We start from the raw sequence: 23,697 nt of genomic DNA on the forward strand, positions 1-23,697 counted from the left end.
TTCTCAACTCTGGGAAAGAAGGCGCGACGGCGCGTCGAGGTTCGCGACGACCTCGCCGAAGGGCCCGGTCAGCGTCTGGCCCGGCAGCCCGGGGCGGTGCTTCCGCGGCAGAAGCGGAAAGACAAGTTCGGCGAAGCGGTACGACTCCTCGAGGTGCGGGTAGCCCGAGAAGATGAAGTTGTCGATGCCGAGCGCGGCGTATTCCTCGATGCGCGCCGCCACCGTCTTCGCATCGCCGACCAACGCGGTGCCCGCGCCGCCGCGCACCAGGCCGACGCCGGCCCACAGGTTCGGGCTGATCTCCAGGTCCTCGCGCTTGCGCTTGGCACCGCCGGCATGCAGCGCAGCCATCCGCCGTTGGCCGACCGAATCCATCTTCGAGAAGGCGGCCTGCGCGCGGATCACGGTCTGGTCGTCGACGCGGCTGATCAATTCCTCGGCCGCCTTCCACGCCGCGTCTTCCGTCTCGCGCACGATGACGTGCAGGCGGATGCCGAACTTCACGGTTCGGCCCTTGCGCGCAGCGCGCGCCTTCACGTCGGCGATCTTCTTGGCCACTTCGGCGGGCGGCTCGCCCCAGGTGAGGTAGGTGTCGACCTGCTCGGCCGCCAGCTCGTGCGCCGCTTCGGACGAGCCGCCGAACCACACAGGCGGATACGGCTTCTGGGTCGGCGGGAACAGCAGCTTCGCGCCCTTCACGCTCAGGTGCTTGCCGTCGTAGTCGAAGCTGCGGCCGTCGTGGCTGCGCGCGATGATCTCGCGCCAGATGCGGATGAACTCGGCCGACTGCTCGTAGCGCGCCGCATGGTCGAGAAAGACGCCATCGCCCTCCAGTTCGGCCTGGTCGCCGCCCGTCACCAGGTTCACCAGCACGCGTCCGCCCGAGAGCCGGTCGAAAGTCGCCGCCATGCGCGCAGCCAGACTCGGCTGGTGCAGGCCCGGGCGCACCGCAACGAGGAACTTGAGCTGGCGGGTCGCGCCGATCAGGCTCGACGCGATGACCCACGGGTCTTCGCACGACCGGCCAGTCGGGATCAGCACGCCTTCGTAGCCGAGCCGGTCGGCCGCGCCGGCGATCTGCTGCAGGTACGGCAGGTCGACCGTGCGCGCGCCTTCGGTCGTGCCGAGGTAGCGGCTGTCGCCGTGCGTGGGGAGGAACCAGAAGACTTGCATGGCGCGTCCTTGTCAGGCAATGCCGGCCGCGGCGGCTTCGAGCACGTTGATCTTTTTGGGGATCAGCTTCAGCGCGAAGAAGGTGTCGGCGATCTGCTGCTGCTCGGCCAGGATGGCCCTGGTGATCGGCGTGGTGCCGTAGCGGTTGCGGCCGACAAAGAGGTCGAGCGCCGGCTTCGGCAGGCCGAGCAGCGTGGCCAGTTCAGTGGCGTAGGCGCTCTGGTTGGCCTCGGCCCATTGATCGATGCGGTTGATTTCCTCGACGACGATCTTCAGCACGTCGGCGTTTTTCGCGACGTAGTCGAGCGACGAGAAGTAGTACGCGCGGTTGCCCACCACGCCCGTCGCGTCGGCCAGCAGACGTGCGTCGAGCGTGGTCTGCGCGGCGGCGAGGAACGGGTCCCAGATGACCCACGCATCGACCGAGCCCTTCTCGAAGGCGGCGCGGGCGTCGGCCGGCGGCAGGTAGACCAGGTTCAGGTCGGCGTAGGCCAGGCCGTGCTTCTCGGCCAGCTTGACGATGAAGTAGTGGACGTTGCTGCCCTTGTTGAGCGCGATCTTCTTGCCCTTGAGGTCGGCCACCGTGCGGATGGCGGAGCCCCTGGGCACGATCACGGCTTCGACCGCCGGGCGCGGCACCGTCGCCGCGACATAGGCCAGCGGCGCACCGGCGGCCTGCGCGAAGATCGGTGGCGCTTCTCCCACGTCGCCGAAGTCGATCGAGCCGACGTTGAGCGCCTCGAGCTGCACCGGGCCGGCGGTGAACTCGGTCCACTTCACCGACACGTTCAGTGGCGCAAGCTGCTTCTCCAGCGTGCCGCGGCCCTTGAGCACGCTGAGGATGCCTTTCTGGTTGCCGATGCGCAGCGTGCGCGCCGGGGCTTGTGCGAAGGCGCCGAGCGACGGCAGTAGCACCGCGGCGGCAGCGCCCTGAATCAGACGACGGCGGGGAATGGCGAGACGGGTCATGGTTTGGCTTCTTTCGGCGTGCGTTGTCCCGCGCCGCGTGCAGCGGCGTTTGCGAAGGAACGGTGAAAAGGGAGAGAAAGACGTGCAGACGGGCGTGCCGTCAGACGCTACATCGCACCTGCGAGAACGGCACTGGGTCGAAGCCGCGCCGCGGCGCCAGCTTCAGGCCTTCGGCCGCCAGCGCCTCGGCCGCATCGTCGAGCCGCCGCGCCAGGTCGGCGTGCACCAGGTAGGCGCCCTCGGGCGTCAACGTGATCTGAGAATCGGTGGCATAGACGCCCGGCAGGATCTGCCGCGCAGCCAAGGCCTGCAGCACCGGCCGCAGCGCATAGTCGAGCGCGAGCATGTGGTGCGGGCTGCCGCCGGTCGCCAGCGGCAGCACCGTCTTGCCCTTGAGCCCGTCCTGCGCGAGCAAGTCGAGCAGCACTTTCAGGATGCCGCTGTAGGCCGCCTTGTAGACCGGCGTGGCGATCACCACCACACGCGCTTCGGCGACCTGCGCAATCACGCGCTCGACCGCCGGATGGCTCCAGTCGGCATGCAGCAGCGGCTGCGCGGGCAGCTCGCGCACGGCGATGCGGTCGATGCGGGCGCCGCGGCCTTCCAGCCGCTGGCCCACGGCTTCGAGCAAGGCCGACGAGCGCGAAGGCGAGGTCGGGCTGCCGGCAATCAGGAGAACAGTCACGCGATGCTTTCGGCTGGAATCACTTGTTGGTGTAGATCTGGTCGAAAGACCCGTTGTCCGCGAAGTGCACCTTGTCGGCCTTCTCCCAACCGCCGAAAGCCTGGTCGATGGTGAAGAGCGTCAGCTTGGGGAACTGCTTGTCGTACTTCGCCTTGGCCTTGTCGGAGGTCGGGCGGTAGTAGTTGCGCCCGGCGATGTCCTGGCCTTCGTCGGAGTAGAGGTACTTCAGGTATTCCTCGGCGACGGCGCGCGTGCCCTTCTTGTCGACCACCTTGTCGACGACCGCCACGGTGGGCTCGGCCAGGATGCTGATCGAGGGCGCGACGATGTCGAACTTCTCGGGACCGAATTCCTTCAACGCCAGATAGGCCTCGTTCTCCCAGGCCAGCAGCACGTCGCCCACGCCGCGCTGCACGAAGGTGATGGTCGAGCCGCGGGCACCGGTGTCGAGCACCGGCACGTTCTTGTAGAGCTTGGCGACGAAGTCCTTGGCCTTCTCGTCGCCACCGTACTTGCGCTTGGCGAATTCCCAGGCGGCCAGGTAGTTCCAGCGGGCGCCGCCCGAGGTCTTCGGGTTGGGCGTGATGACCTGCACGCCCGGCTTGACCAGGTCGTCCCAGTCCTTCAGGCCCTTGGGATTGCCCTTCTTCACCAGGAACACGATGGTCGAGGTGTAGGGCGCCGAGTTGTGCGGCAGGCGCTTCTGCCAGTCGGCCTTGACCAGGCCGCCGTGCTTGACCAGCGCGTCGGTGTCGCCGGCCAGTGCCAGCGTGGCGACGTCGGCGTCGATGCCGTCGATGATGGAGCGCGCCTGCTTTCCCGAGCCGCCATGCGACTGCTTGATCACCACGTCCTGCCCGGTCTTGCCCTTCCAGTAGGCGGCGAAGGCCTTGTTGTAGTCGACGTACAGCTCGCGCGTCGGGTCGTAGGACACGTTGAGCAGGTTCACCGTCTGGGCGAAGGACGGCACGGCCGTGAGGGCCATGCCGCTCGCGAGGGCGGCGCCGAGGGAAAGCTTGATAAAGTCGCGGCGATGGCTCATGGGGGTCTGCTCTCTGTTCGGCGCAAGGGGCATATCGATGAAGTCGCCGATTCTGAATACGGCATAAGGAACAGGGAACGACTGAGTTCTCAGTTCTAAATAGCGAAATCAACTAAGCGGGCGCCGCCCCATCGGCATGCCCGCCAACCCACACACGAAGGCAAAACAAAATGGCACGCATGGTCCAGTGCATCAAGCTCGGCAAAGAGGCCGAAGGTCTCGACTTCCCGCCCTACCCCGGCGATCTCGGCAAACGCCTGTGGGAAAACGTCAGCAAGGAAGCCTGGGCCGCCTGGCTCAAGCAGCAGACGATGCTGGTGAACGAGAACCGCCTGAACCTGGCCGACCAGCGCGCCCGCGAGTACCTCAAGCGCCAGATGGAGAAGCACTTCTTCGGCGAAGGCGCTGACGTGGCGCAAGGCTACGTCCCGCCGCCCGCGGCCTGACGCGGTGGCCGAGCCGGTCGCCTGGCGCGCCGACGGCGTGCCCGGGGCATGGGCCGGTCGGCCGCAGTGGCGCGTTCTTCAGGTCGGCTTCGGGGTCGGCCTGCATTTTCTGGCGGCGTGGCAGGCGTGGCGCGATGACGCGCAGCGGCCACGCATGCTGCATGTCGTGGCCATTGAGGCGCAGCCGGTGTCGCGCGACGAGCTGCTGCGCGCGGTGGCCGTCGAACCCCAATTTTCCGAACTCGGCGCGCTGCTCGCAGCGCAATGGCACGGCCTGCTGCCCGGCTTTCATCGGCTGTCCTTCGACGATGGCCACGTGCTGCTCACGCTGTGCATCGGCGAGATGCAGACGATGCTGCGTGGCCAGCGCTTCGAGGCCGACAGCATCCTTCTGAATGGCCACTGCTCTGAGCAGGACTTGGCTGAGTGGTCGCCCGACACGCTGAAGGCCGTGTCGCGCTTCGCCCGGCTCGGCACGCGCATCGCCAGCTCGCGCAGCGCGCAGGGAGTGCGCGACGCGTTGGCGCAGAACGGTTTCACGGTGCGGGAGTCGGCGGTTGGCGGCGGCCTCGAAGGCGAGTTCGCGCCGGCGTGGACGCTGCGGCGGCGCACGCCCGTGGCCGAGGCCGTGACGCCAGGCCATTGCGCGGTGATCGGTGCCGGCCTGGCGGGTGCGGCCGTCGCCGCCAGCTTGGCGCGCCGCGGCTGGCGCGTGACGGTGCTCGACGCCGCCGAGCGGCCCGCCACTGGTGCGTCGGGCGTGCCGGCCGCCGTGTTCGCGCCGCACGTGTCGGCGGACGACGCACTGCTCTCGCGGCTCACGCGCGCGGGCTTGCGGCTGACCTTGCAGCAGTTGCACGACCGGCTCGAGGAAGGCGTCGACTGGCGCGCCAGCGGCGTCGTCGAGCGTCGTGCGCCGGGCGACGATCGCCTGCCGGCCGGCTGGTCGGCCGAGGGGCCGAACGCATCGTGGCGCGCCGATGCGGCACGGCTGCGATCAGCGGGCCTGCCCGACGAGACCACGGCGCTGTGGCATGCCGGGGGCGGCTGGGCCAAGCCGGCGCGCCTGGTGGCGGCCTGGCTCGCGCAGCCGGGCGTGACCGTGCGCTGCGGCGCGCGCGTCGAACGCATTGAAGGCATCCAGCCTGGCGTGGCGCCCACAGGCTGGCGGCTTTTCGATGGCGAAGACCAGTTGCTCGCGGAAGCCGACGGCGTCGTGATCGCCGCCGGTTTCGACAGCGCCGCACACGCCCCGCGATTTGCGCTTCAACCCGTGCGCGGCCAGGTCGCCTGGGGCCGCATGGTCTGGGCGCCCGATCTGCCCACGACACCGCTCAACGGCGATGGCCATCTCATCGCCCATGTGCCCGACGCCGACGGCGCCTTCTGGCTCGCCGGCGCCACCTTCGACCGCGACCGCCGCGAGACGACGACATGCGAGGCCGACAAGGAAGCCAACCGCGCACGGCTCGCACGGCTGCACCCCGGCGCGGCGGCGATGCTGGACGATGCGTTCTCTCAAGGGCAGGTCCAGGCCTGGGCCGGCGTGCGCTGCGCATCGCACGACCGCCGCCCGCTGGTCGGCCCCTGCGATGCCGAGGCCCCGCAAGGCCCCTGGCTGTGCAGCGCGCTCGGCTCGCGTGGCCTGAGCTTCGCGGTGCTGTGCGCCGAGCTGTTGGCCGCGCGGTGGCATGCGGAGCCGCTGCCGGTGCCGGCGGCGCTGGCGGCTGCGCTGGATACGCAGCGCGCAGCGCCACGTGCCCGTGCGCAAACGCACGCGCACGGCGCGTCGTCGGTGACGGGCTGACGGTCGACCAGCAGCAAGGTGCACTGCCGCTAACGCCGGCCCAGCAGGGCCGGATCGATCTGCCGGCCGTCGCGCAGCATCGCCTCGACCGCTGCCGCCGGCCGTGCGGCGCTGAACCAGTAGCCCTGCATCTGATCGCACTGGTTGGCGGCCAGCAGGGCCGCCTGGCCTTCACTTTCGACGCCCTCGGCGAGCACCTTCATCTGCAGCTGGTGCGCCATCGTGATGATGGCGCGCGTGATCGACACGTCATCCGCCGGTGCGGTGACGTCGGGCACCAGCGAGCGGTCGATCTTGACCACGTCCACCGGCAGCCGGCGCAGGTAGCTCAGGCTCGAGTAGCCGGTGCCGAAGTCGTCGAGTGAAATTTCGACGCCGAGCGCACGCAGCGCTCGCAGGTGTTGCACGGCCTGATCGAAGTTGGCGATCAGCATGCTCTCGGTGACCTCGACGCCGAACAGCTGCGGGTCGAGGCCGGCCGCGGCAAGCAGGCCTTCGATGCGCCGCGCCAGGTCCGGATGCAGCAGCTGACGGGCCGACAGGTTGACCGCCATGCGCAGTGGCGGCAGCCCGGCACGCTGCCAGGCCGCTGCCTGCTCGATGGCGCGGCGCAACACCCAGTCGCCGATGGCGACGATCAGGCCGGTCTCTTCGGCGATCGGGATGAAGCGATCCGGTGCGATGCGGCCCAGCGTCGGGTGCTGCCAGCGCAGCAGGGCCTCGACGCCGACGATGCGGCCATGCGCGAGATCGACCTGCGGCTGGTAGTGCAGTTCGAGCTGCTCGTCGCGCAGCGCATGGCGCAGCGCCGTCTCCAGGGCCAGCCGTTCGGGGTCGTCATCGTGCGGCGCGCCGGCGTAGACGCTGACCTGGTTGCGGCCCAGCCGCTTGGCGTGGTGCAGCGCGGCATTGGCGCGGCGCAGCAGAGTGTCGGCACGGTCGCCGTCGGCAGGTGCCATCGCGATGCCGATGCTGCAGGTGAGGTAGATCTCATGCCCCTGGATCGACATCGGTCCGGCGATGCCGTCGAGCAGTGCCTGCGCCGTGCGCATCGCCGGCGCCGACGGGGCCGGCATCACGATCACGAACTCGTCGCCGCCGCGGCGCGCCACCAGGTCGATGCTGCGCACAGTGGCGGCAATGCGCTGGGCCGCTTCCCGCAGCACCGCGTCGCCGATGTGCGTGCCGAGGCCGTCGTTGATGCGCTTGAAGCGGTCGAGCTCCAGCACGAGTACCGTGGTTTGAACGCCGGTCTGCAACATCGCATCCAGGCGCTCGAAGAGTCGCTGGCGGTTCGGCAACCCTGTCAGTTCGTCGAATTGCAGCAGTTGCTGGATACGGCGTTCGGCGGCGCGGCGTTCGCGCAGGTCGTCGATGCAGACATGGGCGAAGGACGTATCGCCACTCGTCACCAGACTGATGCAGACCTCGGCTGGGATCTCATGGCCTTCACGGTGGCGGACGCTGGTCTCGAAACGCAAGGAGCCGCGTTCACACAGCTCGCGCCAGCGCTGCGGCCACTGCGTCTCGTCGGTCTGCGTGTCGATATCGGGCACCCGCAGCCGCAGCAGTTGGTCGCGCTCCAGGCCCAGCAGCCGGCATGCAGCGGCGTTGGCATCCCCAAAGGCGCCGTCCGGCCCGACCTGCAGTAGCGCGTCGTTGGCCTGCTCGACGGCATGGCGGGTCAGCAGCAGCTGCTGCTGCGCCTGATCCCGTTCGGTCACGTCGCGCGCAGAGGCGATCAGCCAGGCCACCCGACCGTCCGCGCCGTAGAGCGGCAGCAGCGAAAAGTCCATCGCCAGCGAAACACCGATCCTGGTGGCGACACGCACGTCGAAGCGCGAGGCGTCACCGCGCAATGCGCTGGCCAGCGCCTGTTGCAGCCGCCACTGCGACTGCGCGCAGGCCTGCCACCAGGGGGTGGTGTCGAAGCGCCGGCCGACCACGTGCTCCGGCCTGCTGTCGATGGCCCGCAGCGCCGCCTGGTTGGCGTAGCGCAGCACACCGTCGGTGTCCAGCAGACCGGCGAAGATGGAAGGTCCCAGCCGGTCCAGCACCTCATGCAGGGCACGCTCGGGGTCCGGAGGCACGGGGCTGGCTGCCGCCAGCGTCAAGGCGGCATCGCGGCGCGGCATGGGCGGGACGGTTGAGGTTTAGACATGCTCGCAGTCTGCCGGGCAACCTGCGCCGGCGGTGTGAGCAGTTGCGGGCCTGTTCGACCGGATCAGATCGGCGCTCGAGCAGGCGCGCCGGCGCGCCATTCAACCCGACGAAGCAGCCACCGGCCGGCCGCACCAGACACGGCGCTCAATACACGTCGCGCCGATACCGACCCAGCGCGATGAGCTCGTCGAAGGCATCCATGCCCAGGATGTCGGCGAAGGCCGCATCGACCCCCGGCGCCATGCCGGCCAGGCTGCCGCAGACGTAGATCACCGCACCGTCGTGCACCCACGCGGCCAGTTCTTCGGCGGCGGCGCGCAGCTTGTCCTGCACGTAGATGCGCTCGGGCTGGTCGCGCGAGTAGGCAATGTCGGCACGCGCCAACAGGCCGCGTGCGCGCCAGGCGGAGAGTTCGTCGACGAAGAAGGCATCGTGCTGCGACGCGCGCTCGCCGTACACCAGCCAGTTGCGCCCGTGCCCGCGGCGCACGCGTTCGCGCAGGTGCGCACGCAGCCCGGCGAAGCCCGAGCCGTTGCCGATGAAGATGCAAGGCTGCGCGTCGTCCACCAAGGTGAAGGACGGATTGGCGACCAGCCGCAACGGCACCTCGGCGCCAATGGTCGCGCCTTCGGTCAACCAGCCCGAAGCCACACCCAGCCCGTTCGCGTGGCGCGCCTGGCGCACCAGCAACTGCAAGGCGCCATCGGACGGCAGCGAGGCCACCGAGTAGCTGCGCGGCGCCACCGGGGCATCGCCTGCCGCCGGTGGCGCGGGCGGCACCACCTCGACCAGCGCGCCAGGTGCCCAGGTCGCCGCCAACGAGCCCGACAGTTCGATCTCGTACAGCGGATCGCCTTCGCTGCCCGGGTTGAGCATGCGGCGGCTCACGAGCCGCCAGGGTTCGAACGCCGGCGCACGCGAAGCCGTGTCGGCCGTGGCCCACGACGACGCCGCAGCGCCCGACAGACCGAAGCTGCGTGCCAGCGCCGCACGCCAGGTGCCGAGCGCGGCGCCGTCGTTCGCATCGACCTCGACCATGGGGAACAGCGCCTGCGCGCTTTGGGTGCGCAGGTCGTGGTCGAGCTTGCGGCCGAATCCACAGAAGGCCGCGTAGCGCCGGTCGCCGAGCGCCAGCACACCGTACTGCAGATGCCGCAGATCCGGCCCGAGCCGCGCGAAGCCGCGTGCGAAGGCGCGTGCGGTGTCGGGCGGGTCGCCTTCGCCGAAGGTGCTGACGATCCACAGGGCCTTCCTGAAATGCGCCAGCACGTCGGCCGTCAGTTCCGACACCGGCTTGACCACCGCCGCGATGCCGGCCGATTGCAGCGCACCGGCGGTCTGCAGCGCGAGCCCTTCGGCCTGACCCGTCTGGGTGGCGAAGGCGATCAGCACCGCTTCGCCGCCGCTGGCCGATGCGCCCTCGCCCAGCCGCGCGCGCTCGGCGCGCACCGCCTTCTTCGTGCGGCGCCGGCCGAGGTAGAGCATCCAGCCGGTGATCGCGAACAAGGCCATCGCCAGGCTGCTCACTGTCATGACGATGCGGCCCGGCAAGCCCCAGTAGCTGCCCATGTGCATCGGGTAGATGCTGTTCACCAGCCGGCCCGCAAGCGGCTTGTCGGCATAGCGTTCGTGCTGCGACGGCTCGCCGGTGGCGGCGTTCAGGTAGAGGCGGTTGCGGGCCCTTTCGTGCTCGGGCGTCGAACGCAGGTAGGTGGCCTCGACGTTGGACGCATTGCGGGCCGGCAGCTGCAGCGTGACCTGGCTCCAGTCGCCCTGCGTCACGTCACCGAAGGATTGCCAGACGCGCGGCAGATCGAGCTTCACAGGCGCAGGCGGCGACGCGGCCTTGGCATTGCCGCCCTGCGCCCGCTGCGCACGCATGGTGCGACCCTCTCCCGCCGCATCGTCGACCCATGTGCGGACCGTATCGAAGCCCCAGTACACGCCGGTCAGGCTCGACACGAGATAGACGACCAGGGCGACCGTGCCGACTACCGCATGCAGGTTCCAGAGAAAAGCGCGCCCCGTAAGCCCGAAGTCGAGCCGCAGCCAGGCGCGCCATGCGAGCGGCCGTCGCGGCCAGCGCAGGTACAGCCCCGACAGCGACAGCACCAGCAACCCGGCTGCGAGCGTGCCCGTGACGGACTTGCCGGTATCGCGCGGCAGCAGCAGCCAGCGGTGCAGGCGCTCCATGAATTCGAAGAAGTCTTCGCCTTGCGGCTCCGGCAGCAGCGCCGCGGTGTACGGGTCGACCAGGCGCGCCTCGCCGCGCCGTTCTCCCGGCGCCGGCGCGAAGCCGATGCGGGCCGGCCGGCCCGGTTCGGAGAACACGCGGATCGTTGCGACGCGATGCCCGGGCGACTGGGACTGCACACGGTCCATCAGTTCGGCCGGCGTGAGCAGGTGCGCGCCCGGCGGTGGCGGCACGTGGCGCAGGCCGGGATTCATCGCATCGACGATCTCGGCACGGAACGACAGCGCCGCACCGGTCAGGCCGATCACGACCAGCACCGTGCCGGCCGTGATGCCGATGAACCAGTGGATCTGGAACCAGACGCGTCGCAAGGAACCCATGGTCAGAAGTCGACCTTGAGCGCGGCGCGGACGGTGCGCGGCGTGCCCACCGCCAGGCGCGTGCCGGCCGCTGCCCAGTAGCGCTTGTCGGCCAGGTTGTCGACGTTCACCTGCCAGGTGGTGCGCCGGCCCATCAGCTGCGTCACGTAGCGCACGCCGGCGGCGAAGATGGTGTAGCTGGGGATGAAGCCCTGGTTCAGGTCGTCGATCGGGCGGCGGCCGGTGAAGTACGCGCCGCCATTGACCGACAGCCCCGGCAGCGCGGCGATGTCGTAGGCCAGGAACAGGCTGGCCGTCTTGCGCGCGGTGTTCTCGGGCATCTTGCCGTTGTACTGCGCATTGATGTCGGCGAACTCGGCGTCGAGCCACTGCGCCGACATCTGCCAGGCGAGCGCGCGGGTCAGCCGGCCCTGCGCCGACATCTCGATGCCGCGGTAGTTCTGGCGACCATCGGCCACGAAGGTGTTGGCCGCATTCGTGTACGCGCCGGGGCGTTCGATGTCGAACAGCGCGGTCGACAGCAGCGTGCCGCCGCCGGTGAGCCAGCGCAGGCCCAGTTCCTTCTGCTTGCTCACGCCGGGCGCCATGCGGGTGTTCTGGTTCGCGGTGCCGGCCGGGGCGATGTCGCCCTCTTCCACGCCTTGCGCATACGACACGTAGCCCACGAGGTCGGGCGTGAACTTGTAGCTGAGCGCGGCCAGCGGCGTGGTCTTGCTCACGTCGTAGGCGATGCGCGGCAGCGTGGCGCTCGCGTCCTGCGTGCTCTCGTACTGCGTGTGGCGCGCGCCGACCACCAGCTGCCACTGCGGTGTCAGCGTGATGCGGTCGAGCGCGTAGAGGCCGAGCTCTTCGCTGTCGAGCCCGCCGCTGGTCGGCCGCGTGGGCAGCGCCGTCGACGTGAGCGTGCCGATCGACACCGGGTTGTAGAGGTTCTGCACCGTCGTCGCGCCGCCGTAGGTGCGCTGGTAGATCGGGTCCTGCGTCTTGTCGCTGCGCGCCGCGCCGAGGGTCAGTTCGTGCTGCAGGCCACCGGTCGCGAAGGTGCCGAAGAGCTCGGTGCGGAACAGGTCCGAACTTTGTTCCAGATGCTGGTCGTTGCCGGTGATGCGGCCGGCGCCGGTGCGCACGTTGTAGTTGCTGAAGGACGCCAGGCGCCGGTCGCGCTCGCCTTCCGAATGGCCGGCTTCCACCATCAGCGCCCAGGTGTCCGTCAGGGCGTAATCGGCGCGCACCTGGGTGTTGGTCACCTTGGCATCGAAGACCGCGGAGAGCGGGCCCAGGCGCTTCGTCGGATCGGGCAGCGCCGGCAGCGCGATCGCGCCGTTGACCGCCGCGAGCCGCGTGATGCCGGCCTGCTCGACGATCTCCTTGTGGTACTGCTCGACGTCGGCGCGCAGCGTGAGACGGCTGTTGACGCGCCAGTCGAAGGCCGCCGAACCGAACTGGCGGTTGCCGTCGACACCGTCGATCGCCGAACCGATGCGGCCGCCGGCCGCGTTCACGCGCAGGCCGAACTGGTTCTCGTCGCCGAACTGGCGGCCGATGTCCATCGAGCCCTGCGCCGTGCCGTGCTCGTCGAACACCAGGCCCAGCGAGGTCACCGGCGTGGCGCTGGCCCGCTTCGTCACGAAGTTGATGACGCCGGCCGGCGTGGTGAAGCCGTAGTACAGCGCCGAGGCGCCCTTGAGCACCTCGACGCGCTCCTTGTTCTCCATCGGGATCTCGGAGATGTTCGGGATCGCGAGCGAGCCGTTGAGCCGGTAGTTGGTGCGGTTCTCCACCGCGATGCCGCGGATGACCAGTTGGTCGAAGGTGTCGCCGCCGTTCTGCTGGCGCGTGACGCCGGCCGTGTTGCGCAGCACGTCGTACACGCCCGCGGCGCCCTGCAGCTCGATCACCTCGCGCGTCACGGTGTTGACCGTGGCCGGCACATCCATCAGGTTGGTGCCACGGAAGGTGCCGGCCTCGACCGTGCTGGGCACGAAGCCGTTGGTGCGCGATGCGTCGACGTTGATGGTGGCGAGCTCGCCAGTGGTGGTCGACGCGGTCTGGGCGTGAACGTGCGCCAACGGCACGGCGGCCAGCGCCAGGCCGAAATACAGCTTCCTCATGGGGGCTTCCTCGATGTCTGCTGGGTGACCGGCGGATCGCCGATCCGCGCGTGCAGGGTGCAGCGCTAGGGATAACCCCGATTATTATCGATAGTAATTCTCATTAGCAACGGAACGTGACGGCTGCGCGCCACAGTCCCGCGCCTGGCGCGCCACTCAATAGGTCACTTCCGCAGGGCTCACATCCAGCGCCCAGGCCATGGCAGCCAGGTGCGATGCATTCACCTTCTCGGTGCTCAACCCCATCGACGTTGCCAGCGAGGCCGCGTCGGCAGCGTCGATCTCGCAGGACTCGGCCAGCGCGACGAACGGGCCGTAGATGCCGCCGCGGGTGCGCACGGCCTCCTGAACCGCCTCGGGCAGATTCACCTTGGCCAGCACCTCTTCCATCGGCACGCCCAGCACCCGGTCGATCAGCGAGAACATGCCCGAGACGAACAGGTTGTTGGATTCGTCGGCCGGCAGCGCGCCCTGCCCCATCAGCTCGACGAAACGGCCGCGCATGATGGCCTTCTTGGTCATGTAGGCGAGGCTGCTGGCCTTGGTGCTCGTCGCCAGCAGCAGCGACAGCCAGCGGAACAGCGGCCCGAAGCCGAGCAACGCGACGGCGTGGTGCAGCGAATGCACCTCGACGTTGTGGCCGGCGGTGAGCGTGTTGATGTGGTGCAGCAGGCGGGCCGTGAGCGCCTCGTCGTTCACCAGCGCCGCCTCGATGGCGCGCACGTCCTCGTTGCGCTGGATCATCTGCATGACGCGGATGATCAGCACCGATTCCGGCTGCAGCGCCGCGCCCGGCTTGGTCTCGGCCATGATGGCTTCCTTGCCGCGCACGAAGGCGTCGAGGCGGCGGGCCGCGCAGGCGTCGAACTCGGCCCAGCTCCCGATGCGCGTGGCGATCGGGTGGATCGCCGGCTTTCCGGGGCCGCGCATTTGCCGTGCGCGGTCGACCATCTCCCTGCGCCCTTCACGCACATCCAGATGCGTGATGAGGGCCAGCGCACCGAAGGGGTCTGGCGCTTCCGGCTCCTCGATGGGCTCGGCCCCGTCGGCGGCCTCGGGCGCTGCCGGCTTGGCCGGCACCATGACCGGTGCCGGCACAGGCACCGGCGGCGGTTCGGGCAAGGCCTCCACGTCGCACAGCATGATGCCGAAGCCGCGCTCCCGCAGTGCCTCCAACGCGGGCCAGTTCTTCTTGTCCGCCAGCTCGCCCAGCCGCAGGCAGAGCACCACGCTCTTCGCGGGCAGCGCCTGCAACTCCTCGAAGGCCAGGCCTTCGACGGTCGCGTCGAGGTAGACCACCAGCTTGCCGAGCCGCCAGCCGGCCTTGCCGCTGTTCAGGTTCGATGCGACCGTGCGCACCAGCGCGCGGAAGTCCTCGGACGCATCGGCGTCGCCAGACGCTTCATGCCATTCGAACTTGTAGCCCTTGATATGCCGTTGCGCGTCCAGTTGCAGTGCGTAGGTCAGAAAACCGGTGGCCGGTGCAGGCGCGGCCGGTTCAGCGACGGGCGCTGCGATCGCCTCTTGGGCGGGGGCTGGGGCGGCTTCGGGCTCGTGCCGCCGGAAGAATTTGAATGGCATTTCCGTATTCCATCTCGACGCACAGAGCGCCTTTTTTTCAAACGCCTCCCCGGTGCGAGGCGGCATTTAAATCCCATGGATTAAGTAAATCAGCCTACTTCGCCGCACCAAGGAAATCGATGAATATTCCAGGTTTCCGGGAATGATAGTCGACAGAAACAGCGCAAAAATTTCGGAAAACACCACTGTAGAAATCGGCTCTGCGAGCCGATATCCGTCAAATTGCCATTCGAATTCAATTGGCTTTTGCGGACACGCCGGGCCGTCGCACCGCGCGGACCTTGCCGCTGCCGCCCCCGCCGCAATAGAAGAGATCGGCGCCGTCGGATTCGAGCCCGCTGATGCCGGTGCCTGCGGGCATCGCGAGCCGTTCGAGCACCGTGCCACTGGCCACGTCGATGCGGCGCAGCTCGCTCTCGTCGCCCTCCCAGGTGCCGTGCCACAACTCACCGTCGACCCAGGTCACGCCCGTGACGAATCGGTTGGATTCGATGGTGCGCAGCAGCGCCCCGGTCGCAGGGTCGATCCGGTGGATCTTCCGGTCGCGGTACTGCCCCACCCAGAGGCTGCCTTCGGCCCAGGTGAGGCCCGAATCCGCACCGTGGCCCGGTGCCGGGATGCTCGCCAGCACGTCGCCGCTGGCCGGGTCGATCTTGTCGATGCGCGATTCGGCGATCTGCCAGAGGTGGGTGCCGTCGAACGCGGTGCCGGCGTCGCAGGGGCGCTCGAGGGTGCGCATCGTCTCGCCGCTGCCGCCGTCGAAGGCCACGAGCCGGGCGCCGGTGGCGGCCCAGACCAGGTGGCCGTCGTGCGTCACGCCGTGCACGGCCGCGGCGTCGGGAAAGGGACCGAATTCGCGCACGATCTCGGCGATGCGCACGGCGGGTTCGGTCGGTCTGTCGAAGGTCTCGGGGGTCATCATCGGCTCCTTCGGCACGCACACATCGGTGCCGTGGATGCACTTTAGGCAGGCGGCAGCGCAGCGGGGAGTAACAAGATCGTCGCGAATCCGGCGAGCGATGGCGCCAGCCAGCGGCGCGATCGGGCCCGGCCGATGGCGCGCACGCGGGCCTCGGCTTCCAGCGTGGCCAGGGCGCGCTGCACCGTTCGCTGGCTCGCGCCCAACGCCAGGGCCAAGGCCGAGCTCGACCACGCCGCGCCGTCGGACAGCAGCGCCAACAGCGCCGCCGAGTCGCCGTCGATCGGCGGCGCCAGCACCGCGACATCGCGCCCGTCGTTCGGCCGCAGCACGAAGCCGCGCGCCGTGGCGTCGATGTCGGCGAAGGGCTTGGCCAGCGCGCGCAGGCGGCCGATCTCGACGCGCAGGCGTGCCCGGTGCGTCTCGTCGGGGTGTCGGGTGCGAAAGGCGTGGGCGATCAGGGACTCGCGATCGACATCGCCCGGCCACGCCTCGGCCAGCGCGCGGACCAGGACGAACAGCACCGGCCGACGCGCCAGTGCCAGTTCCTCGTCGCCCCTGCGCAGCCCGTGGCGGCACGCATCGACGACCAACGCCCCGCGGCCGAGCCAGGCCGCGACCTCGTCCAGGCGCAGCACCTGCTCGCCCGCCACGCCTTGAAGCCGCGCGGCCGGGCGCTCGAGCACGGCCTGCGCATCCGCCGCCTCGGCCACGAGCGCCGGCACGCCCGAGCGCGCCGCCGCGGCCTGCGCACGGGCCAGCGCTGCACGCGCCGTGTCCACGCGCAGCGCGCGCAGGTCGAGTTCGGCCGCGACGAGCTCGGCCACCGCCGCCAGCGCCGGCGTCAGCCCACGCGCATCGACCTGCGCCAGCGCAGCACGGGCGTCGCCGAGCCGGCCGATGAGCAGCAACCGGCGCGCAGCGATCAGCCGTGCGTGCACGGCGTTCGCGGCGTCGCCGCGGGCCTCGAGCGTGGCAACGGCGGCGGCGAGATGGCGCGGCGATTCGGCGAGGTCGCGCATGGCCAGCGCCACCTCTGCCTCCGCGACGACGCAGCGCGCCTGCGCCAGCGGCTCGTGCGTGCCGAAGGCATGGGCCGCACGCCGCAGCAGCACACGAGCCCGCGCATGCTCGCCGAGCTGCGCCATCGCGATGCCGCGCAGCGCCAGTGCCGGCGGGTCGTCGCGCAGCGCCACGCGCTGGAGCGCACCGAGCGCATCGCCCATGGCAAGGGCGCGCGCGGCGGCGGCGATCAGCGCATCCATGGCGGGGGGCTCAACGCGAATTCGGCACGAGCGTGACCAGCCGCGGCGTTACCCGGCCTCCGGCGATGCGAAGCTCCCCCACCGAAATCGGCAACGTGAAGCGGCGCGGCCCGGCACTGCCCGGGTTGACGTACAGCACACCCGTGCGCTCGGTCAACGACGGCTTGTGCGAATGGCCGCTGACCACCACCTGGACGCCGGCCTCGGCAGGCACGATGTCCAGCTCGGCGATGTCATGCACCGCATGCAGCCGGACGCCGCCCAGCGCGAGCGTCAGCGCGGCGGGAATGGCCGCGGCCCAGGGCGCGTGGTCGTTGTTGCCGCGCACCACCGACAGCGGGGCGATGGCGGCCAGGCGTTCGAGGATGTCCGGCCCGCCGATATCGCCGGCGTGGACGACGTGGTCGCATCCCGCCAGAAAGGCGAGCGCCTCGGGGCGCAGCAGGCCGTGGGTGTCCGAGATGAGGCCGATGCGCAGCATGGGCCGATTCTGCCGCCGGACAGCGAGAGCCGGCCTTCCCCGGTGTTCCGCTGCGCGATCGATGCCCGCTGCGCGTCAGTGCGCGCGTTGGCAGATCAGAACGACGCCCAGTCGTCGGCGCTCGACACGGCCACGTCGCGGGCAGCGCTCGGCTCGCGCCTGCGGGTCGGTGCGGAAGACGGGCGTGCCGGGGCCGCCCTTGAAGCGACGGCCGGCCGGCGTGTCGCCCCACCGCGCGCGTCGCTGTCCAGCGTGAACCGGCTCACCACCTGCGACAGGCTGCCGGCCTGCTCCTGCAGCGAGCCGGCGGCGGCGGCGGCCTCTTCCACCAGCGCCGCGTTCTGCTGCGTGACCTGGTCCATCTGCGTGATGGCCTGGTTGATCTGCTCGATGCCTTGGGTCTGCTCGTGGCTCGCCGCACTGATCTCGCCCATGATGTCGGTCACCCGGCGCACGCTGGCCACGATCTCTTCCATCGTCTGGCCCGCTTCGGCCACCTGGTGGCTGCCCGCCTCGACCTTGCTCACCGAGTCGTCGATCAGGCCCTTGATTTCCTTGGCCGCTGCGGCCGAGCGCTGCGCCAGGCTGCGCACTTCCGAGGCCACCACCGCGAAGCCGCGGCCCTGCTCGCCGGCGCGGGCTGCTTCCACGGCAGCGTTCAGCGCCAGGATGTTGGTCTGGAAGGCAATGCCGTCGATGACCGCGATGATGTCCACGATCTTCTTGGACGATGCGTTGATCGAGCCCATGGTGTTCACCACCTGGCTGACGACGGTGCCGCCGCGCACGGCCACTTCCGACGCAGATGCCGCCAGCTGGTTGGCTTGGCGCGCGTTGTCCGCGTTCTGCTTGACGGTCGAGGTGAGTTCCTCCATCGAGGCGGCCGTCTGTTCCAGCGAGCTGGCCTGCTCTTCGGTGCGCGAGGACAGGTCCTGGTTGCCCGAAGCGATCTGGCTCGAGGCCGTGGCGATGGTGTCGGTGCCCTGGCGCACTTCGCCGACCACCTTGGCGAGGCTGTCGTTCATGGCCTTCAGCGCACTGAGCAACATCCCGGTCTCATCCGTCGTCTTCGGCTCGATGCGGCTGGTGAGGTCGCCCGCCGCGACGGTCTGCGCGATCTGCACGGCTTCGCGCAATGGCCTGGCCACGATGCGAGCCACCCAGAAGGCGAGGGCCAGGCCGATGGCGATGCCGCCGAAGATCACGCCGATGACCCACGCGCGGGACGAGACATAGAGCGCCGTGGCGTCGTCGCTGGCCTTGTCGCCGCCGGCGACGTTGATCTGGATCAGCTTGTCCAACTGCTCGACGATTTTTCGGTAGGCGTTGAACACATCGGCGCGGACGAAGGCGCGCGCTTCTTCATCGCGCCCGGCCGTGGACAGGGCGAGCAGCTTGTCGTGAACAGCCAGGTAAGGCGGCATCGCGGCCAGCATCTGCGCCGTGATCTCCTTCTGTTCGGCCGTCGAGGAGATCTTCTGATAGGTCGCCAGGCTCTTTTGCAACTCGGCCCAGATGCCGGTCATCGATTTCTCGTAGAAGACGCGATCTTCGCTGCTCTCGGACAACAGGTGATTGAGTTCGGTCGACCGGTAGCGCGCCAGGATGATCTTGATCTCGAGCAGGACGCGTGCGCTGGGCATCCAGTTGTCGGCCAGGTCGGTGGCCTTCTGGTTGACCTTGCCCAGTTGAACGACGGAGAACGCGCCCAGGCCGGCCATGAGGGTCAGGACGATGACGAAGGACAGAAGCAGCTTGTTGGCCAACTTCAGGTTGTAGAACGCTTTCATGGTGCTTTCGACGAAGAGGGGTGCCGACGTCCGGCGGCGCTGGAACGGGAGAACGGAAGAACGTCTTCGTCTATCGGCAGCTCGCCCTGAAAATTAAGGGTTATCCCGCATATCGGCTGCAATGGCCCTTCGACACCTTCGGAAACCTCGGTCACGGCGGGCGCCGGATGCCGGCACAGTTTGTTTCGCAGTGCCTGTCGACTTCGGCAGGGGCTCAGGCGTTGAAATGCACACCACTTCACCCCGGTCCATGACATACCCCACCCTGCGCCGCCTCGGCACGACGACTTTCTTCTTCATGGCGCTGCTGGCCGGTGCCGGCGCACAGGCGCGCACCGACATCGGGGTCAGCATCGGCGTCCCCGGCGTGGTGGTGTCGCCCGGCTATGGCTATGCCCCGGCGCCCATCTACGCGCCGCCACCGCCGCCCGTGTACTACGCGCCGCCACCACCGGTCTATCGCCCGCCCGTGTATCTGCAGGCGCCGCCCGTGGAATACGTGCCCGCGCCGGGCTACGCGCCCTACTACGCCGTGCCGCGTCCGCGCTACTACGACGACCGCCGCTACCCGCCGCCCGGCTATCGCCGCGACCGCGACCACGACGGCATCCCCGATCGCTACGACGGCTACGACAACCGGCGCGATTACTACCGCCGTTGATCGGGACGCGGCAGCGCTGTCTGCTCTCCGCAGGATTCGAACGACAGGTGTTCAAGGTAGAGAATCGGCTCTACCCAACGTCTTTCGAGGTGCGGAAATGGATCGGACATTCGACGCGATGATGGCGGCGCTCGAGGCGGGCGACTTGGTCGCCGCGCTCAAGGTGCTCAACGAGCAAGTCGCTCAACGCTACAGCGCGGTGTATCGCTTGACACCGGATCGGCGGCTGGAGAACGTCGCGTTCGTCGACAAGTTGGACCTGCCGTACCCCGAGCACCTGCGTGCCGTGCCGTATGGCATGAGCTTCTGCCAATTCACCTTCGCCCACGGCGAGTTTCAGACATCCGATTCGTCAATGGACCGGCGGCTCGACGGGCATCCGTACAAAGGGCTGGTCAACTCGTACCACGCCGTACCGCTGGTCGGGGACGACGGTGAAGTGACAGGAACGATCTGCCATTTCGACCTGGATGCCGCTCCGCTGGCCGACGAGAATTTCGTGTTGCTCAAGCGGGCGGCCCGCGTCATTCAAGTTCATCTTCCGCATCCGAGATCTGCGAACGGCCCTGGCTCCGCATCGGAGACGTAGTCAGCGTGCCGCAGCTTCGGCGTGGCGCAACTGCAGCAGCCGCACGTCGACCCGCCCTGCGCGGAAGCCGGCCTCGCAGTAACTCAGGTAGTACTCCCACAGACGCTTGAACGCCGCATCGAAGCCCAGCGGTTCGATGGTGGGCCAGGCCGCCAGGAAGCGCTGCCGCCATTCGGCCAGCGTGGCCGCATAGCTCATGCCGAAGGATTCGGCCACCTCGAGCGTCAGCCCGGCACGCGCGGCCTGTGTGCGCAATGCCTCCAGAGGCGGCAGCATGCCGCCGGGAAAGATGAAGCGCTGGATGAAGTCGGGCGTCTCGCGGTACGAGGCGAACTGCGCCTCGTCGATGGTGATGACCTGCACCACCGCCACGCCGTCGTCGGCGAGCCGGTCGCGCAGCGTGTCGAAGTACACCGGCCAGTAGCGCTCGCCGACCGCCTCGAGCATCTCGATGGACACGATGCGGTCGTAGCGGCCGTCGACGTCGCGGTAGTCCTGCAGGCGCAGGTCGATGCGCGCGTCCAGCCCTTTTGCCGTGACCTGCTCACGCGCATGCGCGAGTTGCTCGGTCGACAGTGTGAGGCCGGTGACCTGCGCACCGCCCTCCCCGCCAAGCGCCAGCGCGAGTGCACCCCAACCACAACCGATCTCCAGCACGGTCGAACCGGGCGCGAGTTCGAGCAGCTCGACGATGCGCGCCAGCTTGGTCGCCTGCGCCTGTTCGAGCGTCTCGTCGCCCGGGGCGTAGAGCGCGCTCGAATAGATCAGCTGCGGATCGAGCCACTGCGCATAGAAGGCGTTGCCCAGGTCGTAGTGGAAGGCGATGTTCTGGCGGCTGCCGCGCCGCGTATTCGAGCGCAGGCCATGCGCCAGGCGGCCGAGCCAGCGCGCCGGCAGCGAGGGCTCGTAGGCGCGACCGCAGCCGGCCTCGTTGCGGATGCCGAATTCGAGCAGCGCGCTCAGGTCGGGGCTCGACCAGTCGCCGTCGCGGTAGCTTTCGGCCAGGCCGATGTCGCCGCGCAGCACCATGCGCGCGAGCGGCCGCCAGCGGTGCAGCGTGACGGCGGCATGCGGGCCGGGCTGCGCGCCGCGGCCGAGCACGCGCTCACCATTGGGCAACTCGACCAGCAACGAACCGCAGCGCACACCGCGCAGCAACCGCACCAGCAGGCGGCGCAGCGGGCGCCGCGTCCACGAGGCCATCGTGGTGCCATCGGCCAGGTGCAGGACATCGGCCTCCAGGCCGTTCGGTGCGGAGGTGGAAGTGCTCATGGTTCGGGGCTTGCCACGATGGTGACGGGCTGTGCGGGTGCCGGCGGGCAGCGGCGCAGGGGGGCGCCCTTCAGCCAAAGCCGCAGGGCTTCCCAATGAATGGCCACTACTACCTTCAGGGTGAGCAGCGGGTGCGTGACGAAGGCCAGCGCGAGCGCGCCATCGGTCAAAGGCTGGCGGCGTGCGTCGATGCGCGCGACGAGCACCGGCCCGTCGACATCGGCCACGGTGATGCCCACGGCCAGCCCGGGTCGGTCAGGCGCCGGCGGCTCGATGCGGAAGGCATAGCGCATGTCCAGGTCCATGAAGGGCGACACGTGGAAGCGCTTGGCGCAGTGCTGGTCGATGTGCGTCGCCTGGCGTTGCGCGTCGTCGACCGGGATCAGGTAGCTGTGGCGCTGGCCGAAGGTGTTGTTCACCTCGTAGAGGATGGCCTGCAGCCCGCCCTCGGGCCGCTCGCAGTAGTACACGCTCAGCGGGTTGAAGGCATAGCCGAGGATGCGCGGCATGGTGAGCAACCGGATCGCGCCGCCGCCCGCCAGGCCGGCCGCGTGCAGCTGGCGCTCGACATGCGTGCGCAGGCCGTCGCCCTCCCCGGCGCCGTAGTCGCGCTCGTGCAGGCTGAACAGGTTGAATCGGTTCAGCGAGAACAGCCGCAGCCGCTGTGCCAGCGCGGGCAGCGCGTCGATGTCGACCAGCAGCGAGAACACGCGGTACTGCAGCCGATGCCGCGCCGGCTTCAGCCGCTGGTGCATCACCCGGCCGACGTAGAGCGCGCCGTCCGCCGTCAAGCCAGCGCCCCACTCGTCGACATCGCCGATGTCGCCGATGTCGTGGGAAGGCGGATGCGGCCGGATTCGTTGGCCACCGACCAGGGCCGGCGCACGCCGCCCAGCGCTTCGGCCACGGCCAGCCCGGCCTGCAATCCGTCTTCGTGGAAGCCCGAGCCGAAGTACGCACCGCAGAACCAGGTGCGGCGGCGGCCCTGCAGCGACCACAGCGCATCCTGCGCGCGGATCGCCGCCATGTTGAACAGCGGGTGCTCGTAGATCTCGCTGCGGATCAGGTGCTCCGGCCGCGGCTCGCGGGTCGGGTTGAGCGTGAGGAACAGCGGCGTTTCCTGCGGGATGTCCTGCAGCCGGTTCATCCAGTAGGTGACGCACGGCGGCTGCTGGCGGCGGCGGTCGGCGGCGTAGTTCCAGCTCGACCACACGGCGCGGCGCTGCGGCATCAGCGCCGGGTCGCTGTGCAGCACAGCGCGGTTGCGGCTGTAGCCGAAGGCACCCAGCACGCGCTGCTCGTCGTCGCTGGCGTCGGGCAGCAGGCGCAACGCCTGGTCGGCATGCGTGGCGATCACGACCTGGTCGAAGCGCTCGGCGCTGCGGGCACCTTCGGCCCGCACGTAGGCGCCATCCTCGTCACGCCGCACCTCGACCGCTGCGCTGTCGAGCCGCAGGCGATCACCCAGGCCTTCGATCAGTCGCTCGACATAGCGTGCGCTGCCGCCGGTCACGGTGCGCCAGCGCGGGCGATTGGTCAGCTGCAGCAGGTGGTGGTTCTCGCAGAAGCGCACGAAGGCTTCGGTCGGGTAGTCGCCCACGCGCGCGGCCGGGGTCGACCAGATGGCCGCCGCCATCGGGTAGAGATGGTCGTCGCGGAAAGCCTGGCCGTAGCCGCGTGCGTCGAGGTAGCTGTCGAGCGGAACGAGCCCGAAGCGCTCGGCATCGCCCGGCGCCTGGCGGTAGAAGCGCACCAGGTCGCGCAGCATCGACCAGAAGCGCCCGCTCACCAGGTTGCTGCGCTGCGCGAACAGGCCGCGCAGGTCGGTGCCCGAATACTCGAGCGCGCCCTGGTCGAGGCTCACGGCGAAGGACATTTCGGAGGCCTGCGTCGCCACCCCCAGGTGCGCGAAGAGCGCGCTGAGGTTCGGGTATGCGGCCTCGTTGTAGACGATGAAGCCGGTGTCGACCGCGATGCGGCCATCCGGGCCCGGCACCTCCACCGTGTTGCTGTGGCCGCCGGGCCGGCTGTCGGCCTCGAACAGCGTCACGCGGTGGCGCTGCGACAGCAGCCAGGCGGCCGACAGCCCCGAAATACCGCTGCCGATGACGGCGACATCGAGCACCGCGCCGTCCGAGCCGAGGGTGGGCGGCAAGCCGTCGTCGTGGG

General features: G+C 69.4%; 19 protein-coding genes. 4 read left to right on the forward strand and 15 right to left on the reverse strand.

The features are described from left to right. Nucleotides 1–3: 3 nt before the first annotated feature. From ssuD to ACSFA2_RS22395, 4 genes are all read right to left on the reverse strand, one after another. Nucleotides 4–1,173 carry an FMNH2-dependent alkanesulfonate monooxygenase gene (gene ssuD / locus ACSFA2_RS22380; protein WP_435457524.1) on the reverse strand — a complete coding sequence of 390 codons (1,170 nt, stop codon included), beginning with the start codon at nucleotides 1,171–1,173 and terminating at the stop codon, nucleotides 4–6. 12 nt (nucleotides 1,174–1,185) lie between these two features. After that, nucleotides 1,186–2,142 (reverse strand): sulfonate ABC transporter substrate-binding protein, encoded by a 957-nt coding sequence (locus ACSFA2_RS22385; RefSeq protein ID WP_435457525.1) that lies wholly within the window; start codon nucleotides 2,140–2,142, stop codon nucleotides 1,186–1,188. Between the two features lie 100 nt (nucleotides 2,143–2,242). Beyond that, nucleotides 2,243–2,827: an NADPH-dependent FMN reductase gene (gene ssuE, locus ACSFA2_RS22390; protein ID WP_435457526.1), complete on the reverse strand. Its 585-nt coding sequence runs from the start codon at nucleotides 2,825–2,827 to the stop codon at nucleotides 2,243–2,245. A gap of 19 nt (nucleotides 2,828–2,846) precedes the next feature. Then, the gene (locus ACSFA2_RS22395) at nucleotides 2,847–3,869 is read right to left on the reverse strand and encodes a sulfate ABC transporter substrate-binding protein (RefSeq protein WP_435457527.1); all 1,023 of its coding nucleotides are present in this window, start codon (nucleotides 3,867–3,869) and stop codon (nucleotides 2,847–2,849) included. A gap of 170 nt (nucleotides 3,870–4,039) precedes the next feature. On the opposite strand from ACSFA2_RS22395, the gene ACSFA2_RS22400 reads away from it, so the two are divergent. Next, entirely contained in the window at nucleotides 4,040–4,315 is a 276-nt protein-coding gene (locus tag ACSFA2_RS22400) for an oxidative damage protection protein (RefSeq protein ID WP_435457528.1), read from the forward strand. Between the two features lie 4 nt (nucleotides 4,316–4,319). Beyond that, on the forward strand, nucleotides 4,320–6,122 hold the full coding sequence (gene mnmC1 / locus ACSFA2_RS22405; RefSeq protein ID WP_435457529.1) for an FAD-dependent 5-carboxymethylaminomethyl-2-thiouridine(34) oxidoreductase MnmC1: 1,803 nt from the start codon (nucleotides 4,320–4,322) through the stop codon (nucleotides 6,120–6,122). A 29-nt stretch (nucleotides 6,123–6,151) separates the two neighbouring features. Here the strand turns inward: mnmC1 and ACSFA2_RS22410 are convergent, their stop codons facing one another. The 8 genes from ACSFA2_RS22410 to ACSFA2_RS22445 all read right to left on the reverse strand — a co-directional run bounded on the left by ACSFA2_RS22410 (nucleotide 6,152) and on the right by ACSFA2_RS22445 (nucleotide 19,006). Further along, nucleotides 6,152–8,257: a putative bifunctional diguanylate cyclase/phosphodiesterase gene (locus tag ACSFA2_RS22410; RefSeq protein ID WP_435457530.1), complete on the reverse strand. Its 2,106-nt coding sequence runs from the start codon at nucleotides 8,255–8,257 to the stop codon at nucleotides 6,152–6,154. Nucleotides 8,258–8,429: 172 nt separating this feature from the next. After that, nucleotides 8,430–10,859: a PepSY domain-containing protein gene (locus tag ACSFA2_RS22415; RefSeq protein ID WP_435457531.1), complete on the reverse strand. Its 2,430-nt coding sequence runs from the start codon at nucleotides 10,857–10,859 to the stop codon at nucleotides 8,430–8,432. A gap of 2 nt (nucleotides 10,860–10,861) precedes the next feature. Next, the gene (locus ACSFA2_RS22420; RefSeq protein WP_435457532.1) at nucleotides 10,862–12,970 is read right to left on the reverse strand and encodes a TonB-dependent siderophore receptor; all 2,109 of its coding nucleotides are present in this window, start codon (nucleotides 12,968–12,970) and stop codon (nucleotides 10,862–10,864) included. Between the two features lie 156 nt (nucleotides 12,971–13,126). Continuing rightward, entirely contained in the window at nucleotides 13,127–14,551 is a 1,425-nt protein-coding gene (locus ACSFA2_RS22425; RefSeq protein WP_435457533.1) for an EAL and HDOD domain-containing protein, read from the reverse strand. Between the two features lie 235 nt (nucleotides 14,552–14,786). After that, complete coding sequence (locus tag ACSFA2_RS22430) at nucleotides 14,787–15,470, reverse strand: Vgb family protein (protein WP_435457534.1); 684 nt, start codon at nucleotides 15,468–15,470, stop codon at nucleotides 14,787–14,789. A gap of 44 nt (nucleotides 15,471–15,514) precedes the next feature. Further along, the gene (locus tag ACSFA2_RS22435) at nucleotides 15,515–16,735 is read right to left on the reverse strand and encodes a helix-turn-helix domain-containing protein (protein WP_435457535.1); all 1,221 of its coding nucleotides are present in this window, start codon (nucleotides 16,733–16,735) and stop codon (nucleotides 15,515–15,517) included. Nucleotides 16,736–16,745: 10 nt separating this feature from the next. Beyond that, on the reverse strand, nucleotides 16,746–17,216 hold the full coding sequence (locus ACSFA2_RS22440) for a metallophosphoesterase family protein (RefSeq protein WP_435457536.1): 471 nt from the start codon (nucleotides 17,214–17,216) through the stop codon (nucleotides 16,746–16,748). 95 nt (nucleotides 17,217–17,311) lie between these two features. Further along, on the reverse strand, nucleotides 17,312–19,006 hold the full coding sequence (locus tag ACSFA2_RS22445) for a methyl-accepting chemotaxis protein (RefSeq protein WP_435457537.1): 1,695 nt from the start codon (nucleotides 19,004–19,006) through the stop codon (nucleotides 17,312–17,314). Between the two features lie 250 nt (nucleotides 19,007–19,256). On the opposite strand from ACSFA2_RS22445, the gene ACSFA2_RS22450 reads away from it, so the two are divergent. Beyond that, complete coding sequence (locus tag ACSFA2_RS22450) at nucleotides 19,257–19,667, forward strand: hypothetical protein (RefSeq protein WP_435457538.1); 411 nt, start codon at nucleotides 19,257–19,259, stop codon at nucleotides 19,665–19,667. Nucleotides 19,668–19,764: 97 nt separating this feature from the next. Beyond that, nucleotides 19,765–20,256 (forward strand): hypothetical protein, encoded by a 492-nt coding sequence (locus ACSFA2_RS22455; RefSeq protein WP_435457539.1) that lies wholly within the window; start codon nucleotides 19,765–19,767, stop codon nucleotides 20,254–20,256. Here ACSFA2_RS22455 and ACSFA2_RS22460 read toward each other — a convergent pair whose 3' ends face one another. From ACSFA2_RS22460 to ACSFA2_RS22470, 3 genes are read right to left on the reverse strand one after another with little or no spacing between them, the layout of a single operon-like run. Continuing rightward, complete coding sequence (locus ACSFA2_RS22460; protein WP_435457540.1) at nucleotides 20,257–21,528, reverse strand: class I SAM-dependent methyltransferase; 1,272 nt, start codon at nucleotides 21,526–21,528, stop codon at nucleotides 20,257–20,259. It abuts the gene before it with no gap. Then, nucleotides 21,525–22,319: a DUF1365 domain-containing protein gene (locus tag ACSFA2_RS22465; RefSeq protein WP_435457541.1), complete on the reverse strand. Its 795-nt coding sequence runs from the start codon at nucleotides 22,317–22,319 to the stop codon at nucleotides 21,525–21,527. Before ACSFA2_RS22465 ends, ACSFA2_RS22460 begins: the two co-directional genes overlap by 4 nt. Beyond that, the gene (locus tag ACSFA2_RS22470; RefSeq protein WP_435457560.1) at nucleotides 22,316–23,683 is read right to left on the reverse strand and encodes an NAD(P)/FAD-dependent oxidoreductase; all 1,368 of its coding nucleotides are present in this window, start codon (nucleotides 23,681–23,683) and stop codon (nucleotides 22,316–22,318) included. The genes ACSFA2_RS22465 and ACSFA2_RS22470 overlap by 4 nt, the downstream gene beginning before the upstream one ends. Nucleotides 23,684–23,697: the final 14 nt, after the last annotated feature.

Source organism: Variovorax cryoconiti, from assembly GCF_051216395.1.
Classification (GTDB): Bacteria; Pseudomonadota; Gammaproteobacteria; order Burkholderiales; family Burkholderiaceae_C; genus Variovorax.

What these genes read in the sequence shown, in the direction of transcription:
- ACSFA2_RS22450 (WP_435457538.1), top strand. Translation starts at nt 19,257, where the DNA reads ATGACATACCCCACCCTGCGCCGCCTCGGCACGACGACTTTCTTCTTC.
- ACSFA2_RS22400 (WP_435457528.1), top strand. Translation starts at nt 4,040, where the DNA reads ATGGCACGCATGGTCCAGTGCATCAAGCTCGGCAAAGAGGCCGAAGGT.
- ACSFA2_RS22440 (WP_435457536.1), bottom strand. Translation starts at nt 17,216, where the DNA reads ATGCTGCGCATCGGCCTCATCTCGGACACCCACGGCCTGCTGCGCCCC.
- ACSFA2_RS22460 (WP_435457540.1), bottom strand. Translation starts at nt 21,528, where the DNA reads ATGAGCACTTCCACCTCCGCACCGAACGGCCTGGAGGCCGATGTCCTG.
- ACSFA2_RS22410 (WP_435457530.1), bottom strand. Translation starts at nt 8,257, where the DNA reads ATGCCGCGCCGCGATGCCGCCTTGACGCTGGCGGCAGCCAGCCCCGTG.
- ACSFA2_RS22420 (WP_435457532.1), bottom strand. Translation starts at nt 12,970, where the DNA reads ATGAGGAAGCTGTATTTCGGCCTGGCGCTGGCCGCCGTGCCGTTGGCG.
- ACSFA2_RS22415 (WP_435457531.1), bottom strand. Translation starts at nt 10,859, where the DNA reads ATGGGTTCCTTGCGACGCGTCTGGTTCCAGATCCACTGGTTCATCGGC.
- ssuD (WP_435457524.1), bottom strand. Translation starts at nt 1,173, where the DNA reads ATGCAAGTCTTCTGGTTCCTCCCCACGCACGGCGACAGCCGCTACCTC.
- ACSFA2_RS22395 (WP_435457527.1), bottom strand. Translation starts at nt 3,869, where the DNA reads ATGAGCCATCGCCGCGACTTTATCAAGCTTTCCCTCGGCGCCGCCCTC.
- ACSFA2_RS22445 (WP_435457537.1), bottom strand. Translation starts at nt 19,006, where the DNA reads ATGAAAGCGTTCTACAACCTGAAGTTGGCCAACAAGCTGCTTCTGTCC.
- ACSFA2_RS22425 (WP_435457533.1), bottom strand. Translation starts at nt 14,551, where the DNA reads ATGCCATTCAAATTCTTCCGGCGGCACGAGCCCGAAGCCGCCCCAGCC.
- ACSFA2_RS22435 (WP_435457535.1), bottom strand. Translation starts at nt 16,735, where the DNA reads ATGGATGCGCTGATCGCCGCCGCCGCGCGCGCCCTTGCCATGGGCGAT.
- ACSFA2_RS22430 (WP_435457534.1), bottom strand. Translation starts at nt 15,470, where the DNA reads ATGACCCCCGAGACCTTCGACAGACCGACCGAACCCGCCGTGCGCATC.
- ACSFA2_RS22455 (WP_435457539.1), top strand. Translation starts at nt 19,765, where the DNA reads ATGGATCGGACATTCGACGCGATGATGGCGGCGCTCGAGGCGGGCGAC.
- ACSFA2_RS22385 (WP_435457525.1), bottom strand. Translation starts at nt 2,142, where the DNA reads ATGACCCGTCTCGCCATTCCCCGCCGTCGTCTGATTCAGGGCGCTGCC.